This window comes from Stenotrophomonas sp. GD03777 (genome assembly GCF_029842485.1).
Lineage (GTDB): Bacteria > Pseudomonadota > Gammaproteobacteria > Xanthomonadales > Xanthomonadaceae > Stenotrophomonas > Stenotrophomonas sepilia.
This window is the reverse complement of the sequence record NZ_JAOCGL010000007.1, coordinates 1-23,387: the sequence shown is the minus strand read 5'-3', so window position 1 is coordinate 23,387 and position 23,387 is coordinate 1. Positions and strand designations below refer to the sequence as shown.

At 67.3% G+C, this 23,387-nt stretch carries 17 protein-coding genes and 1 riboswitch; of the genes, 10 read left to right on the top strand and 7 right to left on the bottom strand.

The features are described 5' to 3' along the window. Positions 1-93: 93 nt before the first annotated feature. Together N5E02_RS03240 and N5E02_RS03235 are read right to left on the bottom strand one after the other, a co-directional pair. Positions 94-894 carry a UDP-2,3-diacylglucosamine diphosphatase gene (locus N5E02_RS03240; RefSeq protein ID WP_279945820.1) on the bottom strand — a complete coding sequence of 267 codons (801 nt, stop codon included), beginning with the start codon at positions 892-894 and terminating at the stop codon, positions 94-96. Then, positions 891-2,606: a lysophospholipid acyltransferase family protein gene (locus N5E02_RS03235; protein ID WP_065178748.1), complete on the bottom strand. Its 1,716-nt coding sequence runs from the start codon at positions 2,604-2,606 to the stop codon at positions 891-893. The genes N5E02_RS03240 and N5E02_RS03235 overlap by 4 nt, the downstream gene beginning before the upstream one ends. A 337-nt stretch (positions 2,607-2,943) precedes the next feature. Between N5E02_RS03235 and metK the strand changes: the two genes are divergently transcribed. Both metK and N5E02_RS03225 read left to right on the top strand, forming a co-directional pair. Next, positions 2,944-4,155: a methionine adenosyltransferase gene (gene metK, locus N5E02_RS03230; RefSeq protein ID WP_005408103.1), complete on the top strand. Its 1,212-nt coding sequence runs from the start codon at positions 2,944-2,946 to the stop codon at positions 4,153-4,155. 138 nt (positions 4,156-4,293) lie between these two features. Beyond that, on the top strand, positions 4,294-4,800 hold the full coding sequence (locus N5E02_RS03225) for an acyl-CoA thioesterase (RefSeq protein ID WP_005415314.1): 507 nt from the start codon (positions 4,294-4,296) through the stop codon (positions 4,798-4,800). 88 nt (positions 4,801-4,888) lie between these two features. On the opposite strand, the gene ppc is transcribed toward N5E02_RS03225, so the two are convergent. Both ppc and N5E02_RS03215 read right to left on the bottom strand, forming a co-directional pair. Beyond that, positions 4,889-7,600, bottom strand: a complete 2,712-nt coding sequence (ppc, locus tag N5E02_RS03220) for a phosphoenolpyruvate carboxylase (protein WP_139726741.1) — start codon at positions 7,598-7,600, stop codon at positions 4,889-4,891. Positions 7,601-7,837: 237 nt separating this feature from the next. Further along, positions 7,838-10,354: a prolyl oligopeptidase family serine peptidase gene (locus tag N5E02_RS03215; RefSeq protein ID WP_032953936.1), complete on the bottom strand. Its 2,517-nt coding sequence runs from the start codon at positions 10,352-10,354 to the stop codon at positions 7,838-7,840. Between the two features lie 120 nt (positions 10,355-10,474). Further along, positions 10,475-10,558, top strand: a riboswitch (S-adenosyl-L-homocysteine riboswitch). Between the two features lie 36 nt (positions 10,559-10,594). Between N5E02_RS03215 and ahcY the strand changes: the two genes are divergently transcribed. The 5 genes from ahcY to N5E02_RS03190 all read left to right on the top strand — a co-directional run bounded on the left by ahcY (position 10,595) and on the right by N5E02_RS03190 (position 15,547). After that, the gene (gene ahcY / locus N5E02_RS03210) at positions 10,595-12,040 is read left to right on the top strand and encodes an adenosylhomocysteinase (RefSeq protein WP_005415311.1); all 1,446 of its coding nucleotides are present in this window, start codon (positions 10,595-10,597) and stop codon (positions 12,038-12,040) included. A gap of 292 nt (positions 12,041-12,332) precedes the next feature. After that, positions 12,333-13,088, top strand: a complete 756-nt coding sequence (locus N5E02_RS03205; RefSeq protein ID WP_235646206.1) for a hypothetical protein — start codon at positions 12,333-12,335, stop codon at positions 13,086-13,088. A gap of 49 nt (positions 13,089-13,137) precedes the next feature. Then, complete coding sequence (locus N5E02_RS03200) at positions 13,138-14,478, top strand: peptidoglycan-binding domain-containing protein (protein WP_279945819.1); 1,341 nt, start codon at positions 13,138-13,140, stop codon at positions 14,476-14,478. Positions 14,479-14,588: 110 nt separating this feature from the next. Beyond that, entirely contained in the window at positions 14,589-15,062 is a 474-nt protein-coding gene (gene ybaK, locus N5E02_RS03195; protein ID WP_005415308.1) for a Cys-tRNA(Pro) deacylase, read from the top strand. After that, positions 15,062-15,547 (top strand): hypothetical protein, encoded by a 486-nt coding sequence (locus tag N5E02_RS03190; protein WP_279945818.1) that lies wholly within the window; start codon positions 15,062-15,064, stop codon positions 15,545-15,547. Before ybaK ends, N5E02_RS03190 begins: the two co-directional genes overlap by 1 nt. 75 nt (positions 15,548-15,622) lie before the next feature. Here the strand turns inward: N5E02_RS03190 and N5E02_RS03185 are convergent, their stop codons facing one another. Continuing rightward, on the bottom strand, positions 15,623-16,180 hold the full coding sequence (locus N5E02_RS03185) for a DUF3228 family protein (protein WP_053498826.1): 558 nt from the start codon (positions 16,178-16,180) through the stop codon (positions 15,623-15,625). A gap of 212 nt (positions 16,181-16,392) precedes the next feature. Here N5E02_RS03185 and N5E02_RS03180 point away from each other — a divergent pair, with 212 nt between their 5' ends. The 3 genes from N5E02_RS03180 to N5E02_RS03170 all read left to right on the top strand — a co-directional run bounded on the left by N5E02_RS03180 (position 16,393) and on the right by N5E02_RS03170 (position 19,385). Then, positions 16,393-17,823, top strand: a complete 1,431-nt coding sequence (locus N5E02_RS03180) for an amidohydrolase family protein (RefSeq protein ID WP_271162915.1) — start codon at positions 16,393-16,395, stop codon at positions 17,821-17,823. Positions 17,824-17,932: 109 nt separating this feature from the next. Beyond that, on the top strand, positions 17,933-18,760 hold the full coding sequence (gene metF, locus N5E02_RS03175; RefSeq protein ID WP_005415304.1) for a methylenetetrahydrofolate reductase [NAD(P)H]: 828 nt from the start codon (positions 17,933-17,935) through the stop codon (positions 18,758-18,760). Between the two features lie 40 nt (positions 18,761-18,800). After that, complete coding sequence (locus tag N5E02_RS03170; protein ID WP_171956445.1) at positions 18,801-19,385, top strand: DUF4124 domain-containing protein; 585 nt, start codon at positions 18,801-18,803, stop codon at positions 19,383-19,385. An 85-nt stretch (positions 19,386-19,470) separates the two neighbouring features. Here N5E02_RS03170 and N5E02_RS03165 read toward each other — a convergent pair whose 3' ends face one another. After that, a complete protein-coding gene (locus N5E02_RS03165; RefSeq protein WP_171956446.1) occupies positions 19,471-20,424 on the bottom strand; it encodes a Nudix family hydrolase in 954 nt (317 codons plus the stop codon). 101 nt (positions 20,425-20,525) lie between these two features. Beyond that, positions 20,526-23,258 (bottom strand): preprotein translocase subunit SecA, encoded by a 2,733-nt coding sequence (gene secA / locus N5E02_RS03160; protein ID WP_171956447.1) that lies wholly within the window; start codon positions 23,256-23,258, stop codon positions 20,526-20,528. Positions 23,259-23,387 lie beyond the last annotated feature (129 nt).

Genomic DNA, 23,387 nt, shown 5'->3' with positions numbered 1-23,387 from the left:
GTGTATGTAGAGCCGAGCCCATGCTCTGCTGCTCTTCGTTGCGCGCAACGACAGCCGAGCATGGACTCGGCTCTACAGCGGGACACACGCGGGCTATGCCGCCTGCGACAACCGCGCGCCCGGCAGCTCCACCAGCGTCTGGCCGTTGTGGTCCAGCAGGCGCAGCGCGCCGTCGTGGTCTTCGACCAGCGCGGTCAGGCTTTCCACCCAATCCCCATCGTTGGCATAGACCAGGCCATCGCGTTCGACCAGCGCGGCGCGGTGGATATGCCCGCAGACGATGCCGTCCAGGCCGCGCCGGCGCACGTCGTCCAGGCCGGCCTGCACGAAACGCTCGATGTAGCGTTCAGCCGCACCACTGCGCTTCTTCAGGAACTCCGATAGCGACCAGTAGCGCATGCCAAGCTGGCGGCGCACCGCGTTCAATGCCTGGTTGCCGGTGAGGATGCGGTAATACAGCCAGTCACCGAACTTTTCCTGCAGGCCGCCAAAGTGGGTCACGCCGTCGTAGTCGTCGCCGTGCGCGACCAGCAGCCGGCGGCCATCGGCGGTCACGTGGATGGCGCGGCGGCGCACCTGCATCGCCGGCAGCATCAGCCCGCACACCTGGCGCAGCGATGCATCGTGGTTGCCGGGGATGTAGATGATCTCGGTGCCAGCGCGACGCAATGCGTGCAGCGCCTGGATGACCTCGCTGTGCGACTGCCGCCAGTTGGCACGGCGGTGCGCCATCCACCACAGGTCGATGATGTCGCCGACCAGGTACAGCCGTTCACAGCGCAGCTGCGAGAGAAAGCGCGCCAGCTCGGTGGCATGGCAGTGACGTGATCCCAGGTGCACGTCGGAGACGAACACTGCGCGCCGGTGCGGCGACAGGTTCGCCAGCGTGTTCATGCCGGCGTCCCCGCGTCGCGCAGGTAACGTTTGCGCTTGTTCGGCCGGATCGCACACAGATCCACCTCGATCAGGCCGTCGATCGAATCGCTGAAGTCCGGATCCACCCCGAAGGCGAGGAAGCGCGCGCCGCCCGGTTCGCACAGATCGGTGTACTGGCGATACAGCGTGGGTACGCCGGTACCGAGTGCAGCCAGGTTGGCCTTGAGCACGTCGAACGCGGCGCCTGCATCCAGCTCACCGAAACTGGGCGGTGCGGCGAAGTACTGGAACGGCCGGTTCGATTCGGCCATGCCGGCGGTGCCGCTGTAATAGCGCTGGTAGTACGCCACCAGCTGCTCGCGCGCATCGCGCGGCAGCGCCGCACTGATCGACACCGCGCCGAACAGGTAGCGGATCCCCGGCCGGCACTGCAGGTAGGCACCGATGCCCTGCCACAGGTAATCCAGGCTGCGGCTGCCCCAGTAGTCGGGCACCACGAAGCTGCGGCCCAGTTCCAGGCCTTCGGCGATGTGGCTGATGGCGTCGTCGGAATAGCGGAACAACGACGCACTGTAGAGGCCGGACAGGCCGTGCCGGGCCAACGCGTGGGCACCACGCATGATCCGGTACGCGCCAGCGATGCGCTGCGCGGCGGCGTCCCAGATCACGATGTGCTCGTACTGCGGGTCGTAGTTGTCGAGGTCACGGCTGCGGCCGGTGCCCTCACCCACCTGGCGGAAGGTCAGTTCGCGCAGGCGGCCCAGTTCCAGCAGCAGTGGCGAATCGGCAGTGCAGGTGGCCAGCAGGATCTGCTTGCCGTCGGCGGTCTGGCCCAGCTGGGTGGCGGCTGCGATGCCAGCGGCGACCTGCGAAGGTGGCACCGGAGCGGCCAGCGGCTCAGGGCCTGCGCAGGCAGCGGCATTGCCGGCCGCGCCATTGCGGCCCAGCGCATAGAGTGCGCGGCGTACCGCCAGCAGTTGGGCACCCGGATCGCCGCCGTCGCCCAGCCGCATCGGCTCGCCGATGCTCAGCCGCAGTGGGCGGCCACGACGAGTGAACATCTCGCGCGCCAGCAGCGCGGTACCGGCCGGCTTGAACAGGGTCGAGGCGCCATAGAACAGTGCCGAGTTGCGCGCTTCCACCCGCACCGGCAGCACCGGCGCGCCGGCCGCGCGGGCAAAGCGGACAAATCCCCGCTGCCAGCGGCCATCGCGGATGCCGCGCAGCGACAGGCGCGAGACCTCGCCAGCCGGGAACACGATCACGCACTGCTCGGCGGCCAACGCCTGCTCCACCGCATGCAGGCTGCCGCGCTGCGCCTTGCCGCCCAGGATGCGCACCGGCAACAGCAGATCCTGCAGCGGCGCGATCGCCCCCAGAAGGTCGTTGGCCACGATCCGCACATCGCGGCGGATACGGCCGACCGCGTCCAGCAAGGCCAATGCGTCCAGAGCCCCGGAAGGGTGGTTGGCGACGATCAGCAGGCGGCCGGTGGCCGGAATCTTCGCCAGCGCGGCCGGATCCACCTGGTACTGGCCGCCGATGAACTCCAGGCCGGCGGCGACGAAACCGAAGCCGCGCAGGCCTGAGCTGCGCTGCAGGAAGGCTTCGATCTGGTCCAGGCGCGACCAGCGGCCGACGCTGCGCAGCAACGGCCGCGCCAATTGGCCGCGACGGCCATGGAACCAATCGGGGAAACGTTGCTGGAGACGCTGTTCGAGTTCCTGCATGGCGGATCCACTGATGCCCGGCGGCCGGATTGGCCGACAGCCTGCACCCGGCAGGCGGCAGCCAGATGGCGGTTTCGGGGCAGAACGATGACGGCCGGCCCCCTTGACGGCCGGGTCGCGGCCTGCGCGGTCGGGGGTTGGGCAGCCCCGTCTGTTGTTGTCACGCTGGTGGAACACTGGGCCTCGAGGCTGGCCCCCAATCCCGTCGTGACGGCCCCTGCCGGGCCTACGCGGGCTTAACCACCGGCAACCGGTACCGGTTCACAATGCACAGGCGGCGCACCCCGTGTATCATGCGCGCCCATCTTTCCATCCGAATCAAGGGATATTACGCCTGATGTCCAGCTATCTCTTCACCTCCGAGTCGGTCTCCGAAGGCCATCCGGACAAGGTTGCCGACCAGATCTCCGATGCGGTGCTGGACGCGATCCTGACCCAGGACCAGCGCGCCCGCGTGGCCTGCGAGACCATGGTCAAGACCGGCGTTGCCATCGTGGCCGGTGAAATCACCACCAGCGCCTGGATCGACCTGGAAGCGCTGACCCGCAAGGTCATCACGGACATCGGCTACGACAGCTCCGACGTCGGCTTCGACGGCGCCACCTGCGGCGTGCTGAACCTGATCGGCAAGCAGTCGCCGCACATCGCCCAGGGCGTGGACCGCAAGAAGCCGGAAGAAATGGGCGCTGGCGACCAGGGCCTGATGTTCGGCTATGCCACCAACGAGACCGACAGCTACATGCCGGCCGCGATCCACCTGTCGCACCGCCTGGTCGAGCAGCAGGCCAAGATCCGCAAGAAGAAGAACTCGCCGCTGTCGTGGCTGCGCCCGGACGCCAAGAGCCAGGTCACCCTGCGCTATGAAAACGGCGTGGTCTCGGCCATCGACGCCGTGGTCCTGTCGACCCAGCACGCCCCGGGCATCAAGCAGAAGGACCTCATCGAGGCCGTCCGCGAAGAGATCATCAAGCCGGTGCTGCCGGCCAAGTGGCTGCACAAGGGCACCAAGTTCCACATCAACCCGACCGGCAAGTTCGAGATCGGCGGCCCGGTGGGCGACTGCGGCCTGACCGGCCGCAAGATCATCGTCGACACCTACGGCGGCTGGGCCCGTCACGGCGGTGGCGCGTTCTCCGGCAAGGACCCGTCCAAGGTCGACCGTTCGGCCGCCTACGCGGCCCGCTACGTCGCCAAGAACGTGGTTGCCGCCGGCCTGGCCGACCGTTGCGAAGTGCAGGTCTCCTACGCCATCGGCGTGGCTGAGCCGACCTCGATCTCGGTCACCACCTTCGGCACCGGCAAGATCAGCGACGACAAGATCGAGAAGCTGATCCGCAAGCACTTCGACCTGCGCCCGTACGGCATCATCAAGATGCTGGACCTGATCCACCCGATGTACCAGCAGACCGCGGCCTATGGCCACTTCGGCCGCAAGCCGAAGGAGTTCAGCTACCTCAACGGCGAAGGCGAGACCGTCAACGCCACGGCCTTCTCCTGGGAGAAGACCGACCGCGCCGCCGCCCTGCGCGCCGATGCGAAGCTGAAGTAAGCAACACGAAGGGCCGCGCAAGCGGCCCTTCTGCTTCTGGTAGAGCCGGCCGCTGGCCGGCTTTTTCATGGCCTCCGGAAACAACCGCGTGGTTGCCGGCCAGCGTCCGGCACGACCGGTTGCCGATACAATCGCCGCATGTCGACCGAACTGAAAACCCACCAGCTGTCCATGACCGTGCTGATGTCACCGGAAATGGCCAATTTCTCCGGCAAGGTCCATGGTGGCGCCATCCTGCGCCTGCTTGACCAGGTGGCCTACGCCTGCGCCAGCCGCTATGCCGGCAGCTACGTGGTCACCCTGTCGGTGGACCAGGTGATGTTCCGCCAGCCCATCGCGGTGGGCGAGCTGGTCACCTTCCTGGCCTCGGTGAACTACACCGGCACCTCATCGATGGAGATCGGCATCAAGGTGGTGGCTGAGGACATCCTCAAGCGCAGCGTGCGCCACGCCAACAGCTGCTTCTTCACGATGGTCGCAGTGGATGAAGAAGGCCGGCCGACGCCTGTCCCGCCCTTGCAGCCGGCAACGTCCGACGAAAAGCGCCGCCAGGCCGCAGCACAGATCCGCCGCCAGCTGCGCCAGGAAATGGAACAGCGCCACCTGGAACTGCTGGCGTCGAACCCGCCGTCGCCGGAAGAATGAGGTAGTGCCGGCCGCTGGCCGGCAACCTCGCGCGTGCTGCCAAACATCATGAGGTTGCCGGCCAGCGGCCGGCACTACCAACGCCAGGTCACCCTGTGTTCTGCACGCCCTGCGAAACGCCGTTCACGCACGCCACCAGCGCGCGCAGCAGATCGTCATCCTCGCGCCCGCTGGCCCGCCAGCGCTGCAGCAGTTCCACCTGCAGCACGCTGATCGGATCGACGTAGGGATTGCGCAGGCGGATCGACAGCGCCAGCCGCGCGTCGTGGTCCAGCAGCGTCTTCTGGTCCATCAACGCCAGCAGCCAGCGCCGGGTGAGCTCCAGTTCGCGCTGCACCTGCGGGAAGAAGCGCCCATGCAGTTCACCCGACAACAGCGAGAACTGCTCGGCGATGGTGATATCGCCCTTGGACAGCACCATCGCGATGTCATCCAGGAAGGTACGGAAGAACGGCCAGTCCCGCGCCATATCGCGCAGGGTCTGTTCGTGGCCGGCATCGACCGCGGCCTGCAGGCCACTGCCCACGCCGTACCAGCCGGGAATCACCGCACGCGCCTGGCTCCAGGCGAACACCCAGGGAATCGCACGCAGGTTGCCCAGCGCTGCGTCCTGGCCGAGCCGGCGCGACGGCCGCGAGCCCAGCGTCATCCGCTCGATCACGTCGATCGGCGTGGCGGTACGGAAATAATCCATGAAACCGGCCTGGCCAACGAACCCGCGATACACCTCGCTGCTGGCCGCAGCCACCGCATCCATCACCGGCCGCCACGCATCCTCGCGCGGTTCGGCGGCACGCGGGCGCAGGCTGGCGCGCAGCACTGCACCGGTAGCCTGCTCCAGCGAGCGCAGGGCCAGCGCGCGGATGCCGTACTTGCGATGGATCACCTCGCCCTGCTCGGTCACCCGCAGGCGGCCATCGATGCTGCCGCGTGGCGACGCATCCACGGCGTGGGTGGTCTTGCCACCACCACGGCTGATCGAGCCGCCCCGGCCATGGAAGAAGGTCAGGCGGATGCCGGCCTCGGCCGCCACCTCCAGCAGTTCCACCTGCGCGCGCTGAAGGCCCCAACGCGAAGCAGCAATGCCACCATCCTTGCTGCTGTCCGAATAGCCCAGCATCACCATCTGAACATCATCGCGTGCACGCAGGTGCGCGCGGTACACCGGATCCTCCAGCAGGTCGCGCAGCGTGGCGGTGCCGCGCTTGAGGTCGTCCACAGTTTCAAACAGCGGCGCGATATCGAGCGGCACGCCGCCATCGGCATCGACCAGGCCACCACGCCGCGCCAGCGCCAGCACCGCCAGCACGTCGCTGCGGTCGTGCGCCATCGAAATGATGTAACTGCCCAGTGCATCGCCGCCATGCCGCGCACGGGCATCGGCCAATGCAGCGAACACGGCGTCCAGCCGCCGGTTGCCTTCGTCGTCGCCTTTCGGCAACGGCACCTCGCCACTGGCATGCGGTGCCAGCAGGCGCGCGCGGCCCAAGGCATCCAGGCCCTCCCACGCCGGGTCGCCGCCCAGCACCGCCGCCAGCGCGCGCGCATGCACGCTCGATTCCTGACGCACGTCCAACCGCGCCAGATGGAAGCCGAACGTCTTCACCCGCCACAACAGCCGCTGCACGGCGAAGCCGCCAGCGTGCTCGCCGCGATTGGCGCGCAAACTGTCGAGGATCAGCTGCAGGTCGTCGATCAGTTCATCCGGGCCGGCGTAAGCGCCCTCGCCGTCTTCCAGCGTGGCCTGCAGGCGCGCGCGCATGCGATCGTTGAGCAGGCGGTAGGGCATGTCGGCATGGCGCGGGCGCGACTGTACCTGCGGCAGCAGCTGCTGGTAGTGCGCCACGCGCGCCTGCAGCGCATCGCTCACGCCCACCCGCTCGGTGGACTGGCTGAGCAGGCTGGCCAGCTGCAGCAGTTCCTTCTGATAGCGCGCCAGTACCGCCTGCCGCTGCGCATCCAGCGTAGTGCGGATGGTGTGGGCATCCACGTTCGGATTGCCGTCCATGTCCCCGCCCACCCACGTACCGAAGCGCAGCAGGCGCGGCAGTGGCAGCTCTTCCCCATAGGTATCGCGCAGCGCCTGCTGCAGCGATTCGTACAGCACCGGAATCACGCGGTACAGCACCTGCACCAGATAGAAGCCGACGTGCTCGCGCTCGTCATCGACGGTGGGCCGCACCGGCGAGGAATCAGTGGTCTGCCACGACGCGGTCAGCGCCATGCGGAAGCGCGCAGCATCGGCGGCCGCTTCCCCCGGCGTGCGCTGGCCGTCGAGGTTGTCGACCAGGCTGGCCACCATCAGCTGCTCTTTCTCCAGCAGCGCACGGCGCACCGCTTCGGTCGGGTGCGCGGTAAACACCGGTTCGATGTCGATGCGCGGCAGCCACTGCGCCAGCTCGTCCAGGCCCACGCCCTGCGCCTTCAGGTGCTGCAGCGCATCCTGCAGGCCGTCGGGCTGCGCCCCTGCGGTACCGGCACGCTGGTAGTCACGGCGGCGGCGGATGCGATGCACGCGCTCGGCAATGTTGACCACCTGGAAGTAGGTGCTGAAGGCCCGCACCATGGTCTCGGCCTGCTGCGGCGTGCGCCCGGCCAGCCCTTCGGCCAGCTCCGACAGCGGCGCCTGGTTCTCGCGACGGGCGATGGCGCGGGTGCGCACGTCCTCGACCTCGTCGAGGAAGGCCGCCGATACCTGCTCGACCAGCAGGTCACCGACCAGTGCGCCGAGCCGGCGCACGTCATCGCGAAGCGGAAGATCGGGGGAAGCAAACTCGATGCTGCTGCGGTACTCGTTCATCGGCGACGCACAGGCCTCGGTCAACGGATCCAGACCCCAAGCCTAAACCAGAACGGGCAGCGTGCTGCGATGCAAAAATGGTTTCATCTGCACGCATCCCTGGCGGACGCAGCCGAGCATGGGCTCGGCTCTACAAGCGTCGTGGCGCGCGACACCGTGTAGCGCCCGAGCCCACGCTCGGGCGGCGGCGCAGCCGCACAGGCGGCCCCTGTTACAGGGGCCGCCCTCATGCAGGTATCAGCGCTTCTTCTTCGCCTTGCCCTGCTCGGCCGGGCCGATGGTCTGCTCCAGCCAGCGCTCGCTTTCGGCCAGCATGGTCATGATCGATTCGCGTGCCCGGTAAGCATGCGATTCGTTGGGCAGCATCACCAGCCGCGCGGTGCCACCCAGGCCCTTCACCGCGGCGAACATGCGCTCGCTCTGGATCGGGAACGTGCCGGAGTTGTTGTCGTCCACGCCGTGGATGAACAGGATCGGATCCTTGATCCTGTCGGCGTAATTGAACGGCGCCATCTTCTGGTAGACGTCCTGCGCCTGCCAGTAGTTGCGCTCCTCGGCCTGGAAACCGAACGGAGTAAGCGTGCGGTTGTATGCACCGCTGCGCGCGATGCCGGCCTTGAACAGGCGGGTGTGTGCCAGCAGGTTGGCCGTCATGAACGCACCATAGGAGTGGCCACCGATGGCGATGTGATCGCGATCGGTCACGCCTCGGCGCACCACTTCATCCACCGCCGCCTGCGCATTGGCCACCAGCTGTTCGATGTAGGTGTCGTTCGGCTCCTTGTCACCCTCGCCGATGATCGGCATCGACGGGCTGGCCAGCACCACATAGCCCTTGGCCAGGAACGCCTGCGGGCCCCAGTAGCTGACCGCGTTGAAGCGGTACGGCGAATCGGTCACCTGGCTGGCCGCGGCCGCGCTCTTGAACTCGCCCGGGTAGGCCCACATCAGCAGCGGGCGCGGGCCGTCGCGCTTGGGATCGTAGCCCGGCGGCAGCAGCAGTGTCGCGGTCAGGTCGACGCCATCCTTGCGCTGGTAACGGATCTGCTCCTTCTGCACGCCCTTCAGCTGCGGCAGCGGATGGGCGAAACGGGTCAGCGCGCGCGGTGCGGCACCGGCATCGGCCAGCGACTGCACGTAGAAGTTGGCCGGTTCGTCCGGGCTCTCGCGGCTCAGCAGCAGCGAATTGCCCTGGTTGTCCAGCAATGCCACCGGCAGCGAATAGCTCGGCGCCTGCGAATGGAACAGGCGCGTCGCCTTGCCCGTGGCGATGTCGAAGCGGTCCACGAACGGGCGGTCGCCTTCCGGCGAAGCGCCGGCACCGGCCAGGTACAGGCTGCTGCCTTCCGGGCTGGTCTGCAGCAGCGAGCGACCACGTTCATCGCTGGCCAGCAGCGGCCGCCCCGGATCGGCATAACGGTCCTGCGCGTCACGATCCCACAGCAGGCGCGGCTCGGCACCGGCGTTGTCCGGGGCGATCAGCCAGGTCCTGGTCCTGCGGGTCTTCCACCACGACTCGGTCAGCAGGGCCAGGTCGCCACGGCCCCAGTTGATGCCGCTCAGGCGGCTGCCAAGCTGGGCCAGGGTCACCGGCGGCTTGTCGAACGGCGCAGCCTGCATCAGCACCGCATCGCGCACCTTGGCTTCCCGGTTCGGATCACCACCGTCCTGCGCTTCGGCCCAGACCAGGGTGGCATCGGCATCACCGCGCCAGCTGATGTCGCGCACGCCGGTCACTTCGGCATCGTTGCCGGTCGGCAGGCCTTCCACCAGCGGGCGCACCGCCACGGTATGCACCAGCTTGCCGGTGGCACGCTCGATCACTTCAATGCGGCGCGGAAAACTGCTTACCGGCACCACGTAGGAGTACGGACGCTGCACCGGCTGGCGCAGCACGAAGCGGCCGTCAGGCGACACCGAGAAGCCCATGAAGATGCCGGCCGCACCGATCGCGCGGGTACTGCCATCCAGGCCGACTTCCATCGGCTGGGTAGTCGCGTAGTAATCGAACTGGCGAGCGTCGGCTTCGTTCTTCAGCAGGTCCTGATAGGTACGGATCGACACTACGCCGCCGCCCTGGCTGGTCTGCTGCACGGCAGGGCCGGTCGGGACGCCGTCGGCGGCCGGGGCCGGCCCCAGGTTGGCCGGGCGGGTGAACACCACCAGCCCGCGGCTGTCCGGCAGCCACTGGTAGCCGCTGCCGATCACCGTGTTCAAGCCGGCAACCAGGCGGCGGGCGCTGCCACCGGCCACATCCACCAGCCACAGTTCATTGGCGCCGCTGGCGGCGTCGACCTGGTTGAAGGCCAGCCACTTCTGGTCCGGCGACCACATCACACTGGCGATCGACAGCGTGGCCGGCAGGCCACTGATCTGCCGCTCCTTGCCATCGGCCACGTTCATCAGCCACAGCTTCTCACCGAAGCTGAAGCGGCTGTCGGAGAACGTGCGCGGGTTGATGCGCAGGCCGGCCAGCTTCAGTTCCGGCTGCGCCACCACCTGGATCGACGGCAGCGACGGCATCTGCATCATCGCGGCCACGTCGCGGCGCGGCGACAGGAACAGCGACGGCGCGCGCGGGGCGTCGACCACTGCCTGCAGTGCGGCCGATGGCAGTTCGTAGCCATTGACGCCCTGCGCCTGCGCCGGAGCTGGCTGCGAGGCGGCCGCCCAGGCCAGCGGGGCCACCGCCAGCAGCCCCATCGACAGGACCAGGCCGGTCCAGCGCCGTGTGCGGCGCGCGTGCATGCTCATCGTTCCACCTGTGTGATGCGTGAAAACTCCGACCTTAACAGGCCGTGCACGTGGCCCCATCTGCCGATGGTTGGGTCATGCCGATGTCACGCTGGGGCCGCGATATAATGGGGGTTCTCCCCTGCCGAGGGGCGCTGCGACCGGATCCCACGAGGCCCGGCCAGGCTCGGTAAGGTGGCTTTGTAACAACGGCGCCCGGCTAGATGCGAGCATCCGCTCGCCCACAACCGGAGCACACGAATGAACGCTGTTGCCAAGACCTTCTCCACCGAAGGTGATTACAAGATCCGCGATATCACGCTGGCCGACTGGGGCCGCAAGGAACTGGACATCGCCGAGCACGAAATGCCGGGCCTGATGTCGATCCGCCGCAAGTACCAGGCCGAGCTGCCGCTGAAGGGCGTGCGCGTGACCGGCTCGCTGCACATGACCATCCAGACCGCAGTGCTGATCGAGACCCTGAAGGACATCGGCGCCGATGTGCGCTGGGCCTCGTGCAACATCTTCTCGACCCAGGACCACGCGGCTGCCGCCATCGCCGCCACCGGCACCCCGGTGTTCGCCTGGAAGGGCGAGACCCTGGAAGAGTACTGGGACTGCACCCTGGACGCGCTGACCTTCACCCTGGCCGACGGCACCCTGACCGGCCCGGAACTGGTGGTCGACGACGGCGGTGACGTGACCCTCCTGATCCACAAGGGCTACGAGCTGGAAAACGGCAGCGACTGGGTCAACACCGCGTCCGCCTCGCACGAAGAACAGGTCATCAAGAACCTGCTCAAGCGCGTGGCCAAGGAGCGCCCGGGTTACTGGGGCCGCGTGGTCAAGGACTGGAAGGGCGTTTCCGAAGAGACCACCACCGGCGTGCACCGCCTGTACCAGCTGGCCCAGGCCGGCACCCTGCTGATCCCAGCGATCAACGTCAACGACTCGGTCACCAAGAGCAAGTTCGACAACCTGTACGGCTGCCGCGAGTCGCTGGCCGACGGCCTGAAGCGCGCGATGGACGTGATGCTGGCCGGCAAGGTGGCCGTGGTCTGCGGCTACGGCGACGTCGGCAAGGGCTGCGCGGCCTCGCTGCGTGCCTACGGCGCGCGCGTGATCGTCACCGAGATCGACCCGATCTGCGCCCTGCAGGCGGCGATGGAAGGCTATGAAGTCAACACCATCGAATCGACCCTGGGCCGTGCCGACCTGTACGTCACCACCACCGGCAACCGCGACATCATCCGCATCGAGCACCTGAGCGCGATGAAGGACCAGGCCATCGTCTGCAACATCGGCCACTTCGACAACGAGATCCAGGTCGACGCACTGGTGTCCTACCCGGGCATCAAGCACGTCAACATCAAGCCGCAGGTGGACAAGTACATCTTCCCGAACGGCAACGCGATCTTCCTGCTGGCCGAAGGCCGCCTGGTGAACCTGGGCTGCGCCACCGGCCACCCGAGCTTCGTGATGTCCAACAGCTTCGCCAACCAGACCCTGGCACAGATCGACCTGTGGGCGAACAAGGACAGCTACGAGAAGAAGGTCTACCTGCTGCCGAAGAAGCTGGACGAAGAAGTGGCCCGCCTGCATCTGGAGAAGATCGGCGTGAAGCTGACCACCCTGACCCAGGACCAGGCCGACTACATCGGCGTGCCGGTGGAAGGCCCGTTCAAGCCGGACCACTACCGCTACTGATGCCTATGGGGTGCCGGCCAGCGGCCGGCACTACCGGCGTACGCGGGGTCGGATCCCTTTCCGCATGAAAGGGCTCTGACCCCGGCAACGGATGCAGACAGGACGGGCGCCTTCGGGCGCCCGTTCTGCGTTGCGGCACCCGGCAACTGATCCGCGCACCCTGTCACGGAGCACTAAGAAGCTGCTTGCTAGGCTTTACGCCCGCGTGGGCTGCCAACGGCAGGCCATGCGCCGGGACGCAGAAACCAAAGGACAGGACATGCCGCGCAACCGTGAACGACTGAACCGGGCCATGAAGCCCCTGATGACCCTGTGCTGGGTGGCCCTGCTGGCCGCCTGCACCCCACCTGCCGGCGACGCCGGCGCTACGGCTCCGGCTGCGGCCAGCGGACAGGCCAGCCCCGCAGGCAAGGCCGCCGACGCGCCCGCCACGGTTGCCGACACAAGCGCTGGTTGCGCCGATGCAGCGTCGCCGGCACAGACCCTGGTCTGCAAGGACCCGACCCTGACCGGCCTGGATGCGGACATGGGCAAGGCGGTCACTGCCGCACAGGCCACGCTCGATGCAGCAGGGCAGAGCAAGCTGCACGCCGAACAGCAGCGCTGGCAGGAGCACACCCGCGACCTGTGCACCGATGCACAGTGCCTGCGGCAGGTGTACGCCGATCGCCTCAACGTGCTGTCCGCTACGCGTGACGGCCTGGTCGATCAGGATGCATGCGAAGCCCCTGACGGCCAGCAGCAGTGCGTGGACCTGCTGGTGTTGCGCGATCCCAACAGCCAGCTGGCTAACTTCAACGCGCTGCTGGGTGAGAACGGCCAGGAAGGCCGCCTGCTGGGCTGCACGGCCGCCACGAACATGGGCGGCGGCGCCAACGCCCTGCTCGCAGCCAACTGCACCCAGGAAACCTCCGCCGGCAGGCGCACCGTACAGCTGTGCAGCAACCAGATGGTTGGCCAGTTCGCCCTCGAACCGGCGCCGGCTGCTTACGGCACCCAGGCTATCCGCCAGCTGCTCGGCTTCACCCAGCAGCACTGCGCCGGCTGACAATCGCCGGGCACGCCCGGCGCTTTTCTCTCATTGAAGGACGATGACCATGGCAACGGATTCCACCCTTACGCGCGAACAGCTGTCCACGCTGTTCCTCAACACCGAGCTGGGCGGCGACACCCGCCACCTGGACCACTTCTCATACGCACAGAAGGGCGCAAGCACCTATTCGTTCGGGCTGGTGCAGTTCGATGTCGGCGGCAATCCGCAGGCCAGGCGCTTCCTGCGCGACAACGGCTTCACCGATGGTGACATCGCACTGTTGTCCCAGCAGGGCGGATTGAGCACCCAGCAGCTGGCGGCGCTCGACGCCAAGTTGCAGGCCATTCCGCAGGCCAGGATGGACGAGCTCACCAACGCCAAGCTGGACAGCGCCATCGAGCGTGTCGATCAGGCCATCGCCAAGGTGCGTGCAACCAATCCGGCCGCGGCCGATGCCATCGCCGCCAACCCGGAGTTGCAGTTGGCCATGGCGGACTATGACAACCAGTTCGGCAGCATGGGCCCGCAGTTCATCAGCTATCTGGCCGGCAATGCGGAAAAGCTGCAGGGCGGCACGGTCCAGGCCGGCAATCCGCCGACGCGCGGCGACGTGCAGAACTTCGTCGATGCCACCAAATACGGCATCCAGTCGCAGGCCGCCGTAGCCAGCCGCGATGAGCGCTTCGACCGGGCCATGGTCCAGATCGGCATCACCCCCACCCATGCTCCCTCGCACGGGTCACCGGGCACGCCTGCGGGCAACGGCGTGCTGGTCAACGGCAGCAAGGGAGATGAGGTGCAGGCCATGCAGCAGAAGCTGTCCGACCTGGGCTATCTGGGCAAGGACGGCAAGCCGCTGGTGGCCGATGGCGATTTCGGCCCCGGCACCCTGGAAGCGGTCAAGCAGTTCCAGCGGGATCACCACCTCACCGTAGACGGCAAGGCTGGCGGCACTACCCTGGCCGCACTGGATGCGGCTACGCAGCAGCGCGCACCGGCTGCCGAACCGACCATGGCCTCCCCGGGCCACGCCGACAACCCGCGTTACCAGCAGGTCGTGGAAAAGCTGGAAGCACTGGAAGAACAGCGGCGCCAGGGCGGCCTGTCGCCGCTGTTCAATGACCGCAGCCAGCTCGAGAACGCCGCAGGCCAGGTGGCTTACGAGGCAAAGTTGGCCGGCATGAGCCAGGTCGATACTGTGCTGGCGCGGCCGGACAACCAGGGCATGTTCGCGGTGCAGGGCCAGCTCGGCGATCCCGCCATGCATCGCACCTACGTGGACCTGTCGCAGGCGGTGAACCACAATCTGCAGGACAGCACGCGGCAGAGCCAGGCCCTGGACAACGAACTGTCGCAGCGACAGACCCAGGAACAGATGCAGACGCAGCAGTCGATGTCGCGCTGATGCTGGATGCAGCCGATCGCAGCCGGGACGGGCGCCTTCGGGCGCCCGTTCTGCGTTGACGCGCGAGTCTCGGTCAAGGCAACGCCCCTGCCCCGCGCTAGGATGCGTCCATGACCCCGGCCATCAACCTGCTCAAGCGCGAGAAGATCGCCCACACCGTGCGCAGCTATGTGCACGACGCCCACGCCGAATCGTATGGCGGCGAAGCCGTCGACAAGCTCGGCCTCGACCCGGCCCAGGTCTTCAAGACCCTGCTGGCAAGCACTGAAGCACATGAACTGCTGGTGGCGATCGTGCCGGTGGCCGGCCACCTGGACCTGAAGGCGCTGGCCGAAGCGGCCGGCTGCAAGAAGTGCGAGATGGCCGCCGCCGACGCCGCGCAGCGTGCGACCGGTTACCTGGTCGGCGGCATCAGCCCGCTGGGGCAGAAGAAGCGCCTGCGCACGTTCCTGGATGCCAGCGCGCAGGTGTTGCCCACGCTGCACGTCAGCGCCGGCCGCCGTGGCCTGGAAGTGGAACTGGCGCCGGCCGACCTGCTGCGCCTGACCGCCGGCCACTACGCTGCCATCGGCAAGGCACGCTGATGCGCTGGCCGTGGTCTGCGGCGCAGCCGCCCAGGCTGGAAGACGCGCAGGCCGATGTGCTGCTGCAGGACCTGCTGTCGCGCGACGCGACGCGCATCACCGACGCCGCCCGCATCGTCGCACGACTGTTCAGTGCACCGTCGCTGGACGCATTGGCCGCGCATGTGGACCTGATTGAACGCAGCTGCCACGGCATCACCCTCGGCGGCATGCTGATCAGCAACCAGGCGCATCTGGAGGCGGCCCTGAAACGGCTGCGTCACTGGCAGGCGCACGCAGGCTGCCTGTGCGCGCTCAATCCCGGCTACCCGTTCTTCGATCCGCGCCGCCTGATTGAACAAGGGCAGATGCAGCTGCTCGCGTTGCAGGAGGCCGAGGATGGTTGGGGCGATTGCCACAACGTTGCCTGCATGCACTGCGGCCAGCATTGGCAGGCCATCGACCGCGAGTACCACTACCCGTGGTGGGAATGGAAAGCTGCCTGAAGGCCAGGCAGCCAAGCATGGCGTGGCTCTACTGCGGTCCGTACACTCACGCGATGCGTGGATGACCAATATCGCTCACGGCCGCCAGTTCGCGTTGCTCTCCCAGAACTCGACAGAACGCCGGTAGGCCTCGCGGTCCAACGGCACGCCGGAACCGCCCTCTTCCACGCCCAGCGCATTGCGCATCATCGTGATCGGCGCCATCGGCACCTCTTCCGGCTCGGCGGTATAGATACAGCCGACGATGCCCCAGTCGGCCTCGATCGGCGAGCCTTCCTTCGCCAGCTGCTCGGCGCTGTACAGGATCACCACCAGATAGTTCGCACGCGGCGACTCCACGCCCTCGAACCAGCGCACCAGCACCGGCAGTTCGTCGCGATTGCGTGCCTCGTAACCACTGCGCAGCAGATGGCGGTTGGCCTCGGTGATCGGCACGGTCAGGCAGCGCGTGCTGGTCCAGTTCTCGTAGACGAACAGTTTGCAGAACGGCGCATAGCCGTCCAGTACCTTCATCGGCGCGTGCGCGTTGAGGTGCGCTTCGAACTGTTCGGCAGTGCAGTCCTGGATCGTGTTGCCACGCGGTACGCGCGGGAACAGGCGGGGACGGGCGAAATCGGTGAGAACGATGGACATGGCGCGGCGTGATCAGGGAATCCGCTGCACAGGGTACCTGCCCACGCGGCATGGAGGGCGGGATGCCGATGGTCACTGGCATCGGCACCCATGTTGGCGCACCCTGCAGGCGACCCCATGCAAGGATTGCCGGTTCATGGATGCACTACCCCGCTCCGCCCGTCGTCGCCGCTGGCCGCGCGTGCTGGCCGTGCTCCTGCTGGCCCCCCCTGTTGTTCACCGCCGCCCTGCTCTGGCCGCTGTCTGCACCACCGCTGCCCCACCCCGGCAACAGTCACGTGATCGTCAACGCACGCGTGGTGGACATCGCCCGCGGCCAGGCCAGCGAACCCACCACGGTGACCGTGCGCAACGGCACCATCACCGCCATCGGTGAAGACCCGCCGGAGACCACGTTGCCGGTTCTCGATGCGGGCGGACGCTGGCTGCTGCCCGGTTTCTGGGACATGCACACCCATGCACTGCAGCTGTCACCGCAACTGCAGTTTCCGTTGATGCTGGCCAACGGCATCACCGGTACCCGCGACATGATGGACTGCCCACAGGCCACCGATCCGCTGATCGCCTGCGTGGCCGACAAGCGCCGCTGGACCGCGCAGGCCATTGCCGGGCAGCAGGTTGCACCGCGCTTCGTACAGATCGCCAGCTTCTATTTTGAAGACCCGGCGCTGACGCCGGATGCAGCGGGCGAACGTGCACACGCGTACCGCGCACGCGGCGTCGATGCGTTCAAGGTCTACAACCGCCTTCGCGCCGAGACCTACCAGCGGCTGGCCAGCGAAGCGCGGCAGCTGCATCTGCCCCTGGTCGGACACCTGCCCAGGGCGGTCCCGCTGGAAGCCGCATTGCACGCGGGCCAGCGCAGCTTCGAGCACGGCCATCTGTTCGTGCGCCATTGCGTGGACAGTGCCGCCGCCTGGCGCGAAGGCTCGCTCGATGACGGGAACCCGACCGCGCTCGCCGAAGCCATGGTGGGTGACTACCAGCCCGCCCTCTGCGCCCAGGCGTTCGACCTGATGCAGGCCAGCGGTGCGGCGTTCGTACCGACCCATGTCACCCGCGAAGAGGATGCACGCGCGCGCGATCCGGCGTTCGTCGACGACCCGCGCCTGGCCTACCTGGATCCGCTCTCGCGCTGGGCATGGCGCGACGATCTGAAGGCCACCGTGGCGCGCTATCCCGGCGCGCGCGGCGAACAGGCGCTGAAGGCCTACTTCACCCATGGCCTGGCGCTCACCGGCGCCGCCCATCGGGCTGGCGTGACCGTACTGGTCGGCACCGATACCGGACTGGGTGGACTGCGTTACCACGACGAACTGCAGTGGCTGCGGCAGGCGGGGCTGAGCCAGGCCGACGTGCTGCGTGCGGCCACGCTGCAGGCCGCGCGTCATCTGCAGCTGCAGGCATCGCATGGCAGCGTCGAGGTCGGCCGGGCCGCCGACCTGGTGTTGCTCGATGGCGATCCGCTGCTGGACACCGGCAACACGCGCCGCATCCACGCCGTGCTGTTGGCCGGGCACTTGTACGACCGCCCGCGCCTGGACGCACTGTGGGCGTACGCCCGTGCACAGGCACGCTCGCCGGCGGTGATGGCGCGCCTGCTGTGGGGCTTCATCACCAGCCCGGTCAGCGCTGAGCTGTAGCAGCCTGTCCCGCGCGAGCGCCCGGCAGCGGCCACGCTTCCACATATTCGCGCACATCCATCTTGATGAAGCGATATACTGATCCACACCCGCCGCCGCCGCCCGTGCCATGACTGCCATCAGCTTCGAGTTCTATCCGCCCAAGACCGACGAGCAGCGCAGCCAGCTCGATCGCGCCGCAGCCAAGCTGAAGGACTACGGCCCCGAGTACGTGTCCTGTACCTTCGGCGCTGGTGGCTCGACGCTGAGCTATACCTCCGAGACCGTGCGCCATCTCAACCAGCACCATGGCTTCGAGGCCGCACCGCATCTGTCGTGTGTCGGCGGCACCCGCCAGGAAATCCGCGAACTGCTCAAGCTGTATCGCGCCATCGGCTGCCATCGCCTGGTCGCGCTGCGCGGCGACCTGCCCTCCGGCATGGGCTTCCCCGGCGACATGCGCTATGCCGCCGAGCTGATCGAGTTCATCCGCGCCGAACACGGCGATGCGTTCCGCATCGAGGTAGGTGCCTACCCGGAGACCCACCCACAGGCCTCCGATGCATTGGCCGACCTGAAGCACTTCAAGGCCAAGATCGATGCCGGCGCCGACGCGGCGATCACCCAGTATTTCTACAACCCGGATGCGTACTTCCACTTCGTCGATGCCGTGCGCCGGCTCGGCGTACAGGTACCGATCACGCCCGGCATCATGCCGATCGCCAACTTCAGCCAGCTGCGCCGTTTCTCCGAGCAGTGCGGTGCGGAGATCCCGCGCTGGATCAGCCGCAAGATGCAGGCCTATGGCGATGACGCCGAATCGGTGCGGGCGTTCGGTACCGAAGTGGTCGCCAGGCTGTGCCAGCGCCTGGTCGAGGGCGGCGCGCCGGGCCTGCACTTCTACACCCTGAACCTGGCCAAGCCGACCACGTCGGTGCTGAAGCTGCTGCACGGCTGAAAGCACGCCATGCCACCGCGATCGGCGCTACCCTGCGTCGATGAACCGGCTTTCCTTCCTGCTGTTGCTGCTGTCATTGTGCTCGGCATCGAGCGTTGTCCATGCGCAGTCCACGCGCTTGAACCGCTGCACCGATGCGCAGGGCCAGAGCGTGTATACCGACCGGCCCTGCGACAGCGTCGGCGCCCGATCACGATTGCCACCGCCCGCGCCCACCGGCAGCACCCTGCGGCGAGACACCCTGGGGGCGCGCTGCCCACGGCGCCTTAGCGAGCTGGTGGACGCGCTGCGCATCGGCATCCTCAGCAACGATGTGAACCGGTTGTCGTCGCTGTACCTGTGGGGCGCGGTCTCCGATGCCGGTGCGCAGCGCATCCTCGGTCAACTGGAATCGCTGGCGCGGCGGCCGCTGGTAGACGTGGTACCGGTGTATCCAGGACAGGGCCAGGACGCAGTGACTGACGAGGGTCAGGGCCCTGCTGCGCAGGGATCCGCCCCTGAGCCGACGGATGTTCGCCATCCGGTCGGACTGCGTCTGGAGCAGACCCTGCCAGGCAGCGTGGCGCGTGCCTCGACGGTGGTGGGATTACGGCGGCAGTACGGGTGTTTCTGGATCACGTTGTGATCGCAGGCATCCATCCACGCATGGCGTGGATCTACTGCCTCCCTTCCACGCCAGCACCGGGCGATGCCCGGCGACCGACGCGGCTTTACGCCGGCCACAACCCGCCAATCGCAGCGATACCCTGCCCACCGTGGCGACGGGCTTCGGCGATATGGCCGGCAACCATCCCACCCAACGCGTAGATCGGCAGCGACACCTGCGCGCGCAGCGCGGCGAAGGCCTCCCAGCCCAGCGGCACTGCCCCGGGGTGGCTGGCCGTGGCCTGCACCGGGCCGAGCACCACGAAGTCGCAGCCCAGCCGCTGCGCCGCCTGCAGCTGCTCCAGGTCGTGGCAGGACGCGGCGACAAGCTGCCCTTCCGGCAAGGGCCGTTCCTGCAGGTCCTGCAGCTGCTCGCTGCCCAGGTGCACACCCACGCCCAGTGCGCGTGCCAGCGCGACATCGCGGTTGACCAGCCATTGCACGCCGCGACGATGCGCGCGCACGGCCTGTTCGATCATTGCCTGCCGTTGCGGGTGTTCCGGTGGCAGGCGCAGCTGGATGCGCTGCTGGCCCGCCGCGACCGCGCGCTGCAGGCAGTCATGCCAGTGCTGCACGTCGCTGGCATCGTCAGCCGGCGCCGGCGTGATCAGGTAGCGGTCCGGTTGGCGCAGTGCGGCCACCACCGGCAGGTCGGCCGGCGGCATCGAATAGCGGCCCAGCTTGTCCTGCGCCACCCAGGTGATCGCCTGGCCTTCGCGGCCGCGCGGGGTGCCCTTCCAGCTGCGCACATGGCGCACTTCCAGGGTCAGGTGCTTGTCCGGATAGCGCTGCGGCACGTCCATCAGCCAGGGCCCGACATCGGCCTCGATGCCCAGCTCTTCGCGCAGTTCACGCGCCAGCGCCTGTTCGGAGGTCTCGCCGGATTCGCGCTTGCCGCCGGGGAACTCCCACAGGCCGGCCATGTCGCGGTTCTCGGTACGGCGGTTGAGCAGCACGCGGCCACGGGCGTCGGTGATGACGGCGGCCACGACGTGGATCGATCGGGTGGGGGAAGGCATGGGGGAAGCATGCCCAGAACAGTGCGGCCGGCGCAATCACGGATCCGGTGCAACTCCCCCGCAACAAACGAAAAGCCCCGCTTTCGCGGGGCTCTTCGGGATCAGCTCAGCTGGCCGTGGCAGTGCTTGTACTTCTTGCCACTGCCGCACGGGCACGGATCGTTGCGGCCGATCTTCGGCTCGTCGCGCTGCATCTGCGCGACGCCCTGCTGCGCAGCCTGCACCTGCGCGGCTTCCTCGTCGGCACTGTAGCCGCCCGCATCCTGGTGCTGGAACTGCGACTGGCTCAGGCGAGCCTGCGCCTGCTGCCGCTCGGCGGCCTCCAGGGCCTGCACTTCCTCGTCGCTGCGGATACGCACGCGGGCCAGCAGGGTCACCACTTCGCGCTTGACGTTCTCCAGCATGTCCGAGAACAGCTCGAAGGCTTCCTTCTTGTATTCCTGCTTGGGCTGTTTCTGCGCGTAACCACGCAGGTAGATGCCCTGGCGCAGGTAATCCATGCGCGCCAGGTGCTCCTTCCAGCTCTGGTCCAGCACGGTCAGCATCACGTGCTTCTCCAGCGCGCGCATGGTCTCTTCGCCCAGGCTGGCTTCCTTCTCGGCGAAGTGCTGGTTGACGCGCTCCTGGACCTTGCTGGCGATGGCCTCGGCGTCCAGTTCCTCATGCTGCTTGACCAGGTCGGTCAGCGACATCTGCAGGCCGAAGTCCGACTCCAGGGTCGCTTCCAGGCCACGCAGGTCCCACTGCTCGTCGATCGAGTTCGGCGGCACGAAGCGCGCAACGATGTCGAAGATCACGTCGTCACGGATGCCGTCGACGTTGTCCTTCACCGATTCGGCGTCCAGCAGCTCGTCGCGCTGGGCGTAGATCACCTTGCGCTGATCGTTGTTGACGTCGTCGAAGTCCAGCAGGTTCTTGCGGATGTCGAAGTTGTGGGCCTCGACCTTGCGCTGCGCCTTTTCGATCTGGCGGCTGACCAGGCGGTCCTCGATGACGTCGTCTTCCTTCATGCCCATCATGCGCATGGCCTTCTGCACCCAGTCGGAGGCGAAGATGCGCATCAGGTTGTCTTCCAGCGACAGGTAGAAACGGGACGAACCCGGGTCACCCTGGCGGCCCGAACGGCCACGCAGCTGGTTGTCGATACGACGCGATTCGTGGCGCTCGGTGCCGACGATGTGCAGGCCGCCGGCCGCCTTTACTGCCTCGTGGCGCTTCTGCCATTCGGCCTTGACCGCCGCCTTCTGCTCGTCGGTCGCGTCCTCGCCCAGGGCGTGGATCTCGGCTTCCAGCGAACCGCCCAGCACGATGTCGGTACCACGGCCGGCCATGTTGGTGGCGATGGTCACCGCGCCCGGACGGCCGGCGTTGGCGACGATGGTGGCTTCGCGGTCATGCTGCTTGGCGTTGAGCACTTCGTGCTTCACGCCGGCCTTGCTCAGGTGCTCGGACAGCATTTCCGAGGTTTCGATCGAGGTGGTACCCACCAGCACCGGCTGGCCGCGCTTGGCGCACTCTTCGATGTCGGCCAGCACCGCATTGAACTTGCCCTTGCGGTTGAGGAACACCTGGTCCGGGCTGTCCTTGCGGATGGTCGGGCGGTTGGTCGGGATCACCACCACTTCCAGGCCATAGATGCTCTGGAACTCGAACGCTTCGGTATCGGCCGTACCGGTCATGCCGGACAGCTTCTTGTACATGCGGAACAGGTTCTGGAAGGTGATGCTCGCCAGCGTCTGGTTCTCGCGCTGCACCGGCACGCCTTCCTTCGCTTCCACCGCCTGGTGCAGGCCATCGGACCAGCGGCGGCCGGCCAGGGTACGGCCGGTGAATTCGTCGACGATGACCACTTCGCCATCGCGCACGATGTAGTCAACGTCACGCTGGTAGATCGCGTGCGCGCGCAGGGCGGCGTTGAGGTGGTGCACCACGGTCAGGTTCTGCGCCGCGTACAGGCCTTCGGTCTCGCCATCGAGGATGCCGGCCTCGACCAGCAGCTGCTCGGCATGCTCCATGCCCGCTTCGGACAGGTGCACCTGCTTGCCCTTCTCGTCGACCCAGAAATCGCCTTCGCCGTCTTCCGCTTCCTGCTTGACCAGGTGCGGCACGACACGGTTGACGCGGATGTACAGCTCCGGGGAATCATCGGCCGGACCGGAGATGATCAGCGGGGTGCGCGCTTCGTCGATCAGGATGGAGTCGACTTCGTCGACGATGGCGTAGTGCAGGCCACGCTGGTAGCGGTCGGCCTTGGACAGCGCCATGTTGTCGCGCAGGTAGTCGAAACCGAATTCGTTGTTGGTGCCGTAGGTGATGTCCGCAGCGTAGGCTTCGCGCTTGTCGCTGTGCGGCATGCCCGGGTACACCACGCCCACGCTCAGGCCCAGCCAGTTGTACAGCTTGCCCATCTGCGCGGCGTCGCGGCGGGCCAGGTAGTCGTTCACGGTGACCACGTGCACGCCCTTGCCTTCCAGCGCGTTGAGGTACACCGGCAGGGTCGCCACCAGGGTCTTGCCTTCACCGGTGCGCATTTCTGCGATCTTGCCCAGGTGAAGCACCATGCCGCCGATCAGCTGCACGTCGTAGTGGCGCATGCCCAGCACGCGGCGACCGGCTTCGCGGCAGACCGCGAACGCTTCCGGCAGCACCTTGTCCAGGGCTTCACCGCCAGCAATGCGCTGCTTGAACTCCGGCGTCTTGGCCTGAAGCTGCTCGTCGGACAGCTTCTCGATCTCCGGCTCCAGCGCATTGATCTTGGCGACGATGCGGTTGAGCTGGCGCAGCTGTCGTTCGTTACGACTGCCAAATACGCGGGTAAGCAGGCTGTTGATCATTGAAGGAACCGGGTTGGATGGACACGACGCCCGGCCTCCCCCTGGGGATCCGTCCGCCGCAAACGAAACAGGGCGCCTGGCGCCCTGTCGATGGCAACACCCATTGTAGCTTGGGACGGCCGCAAGGGG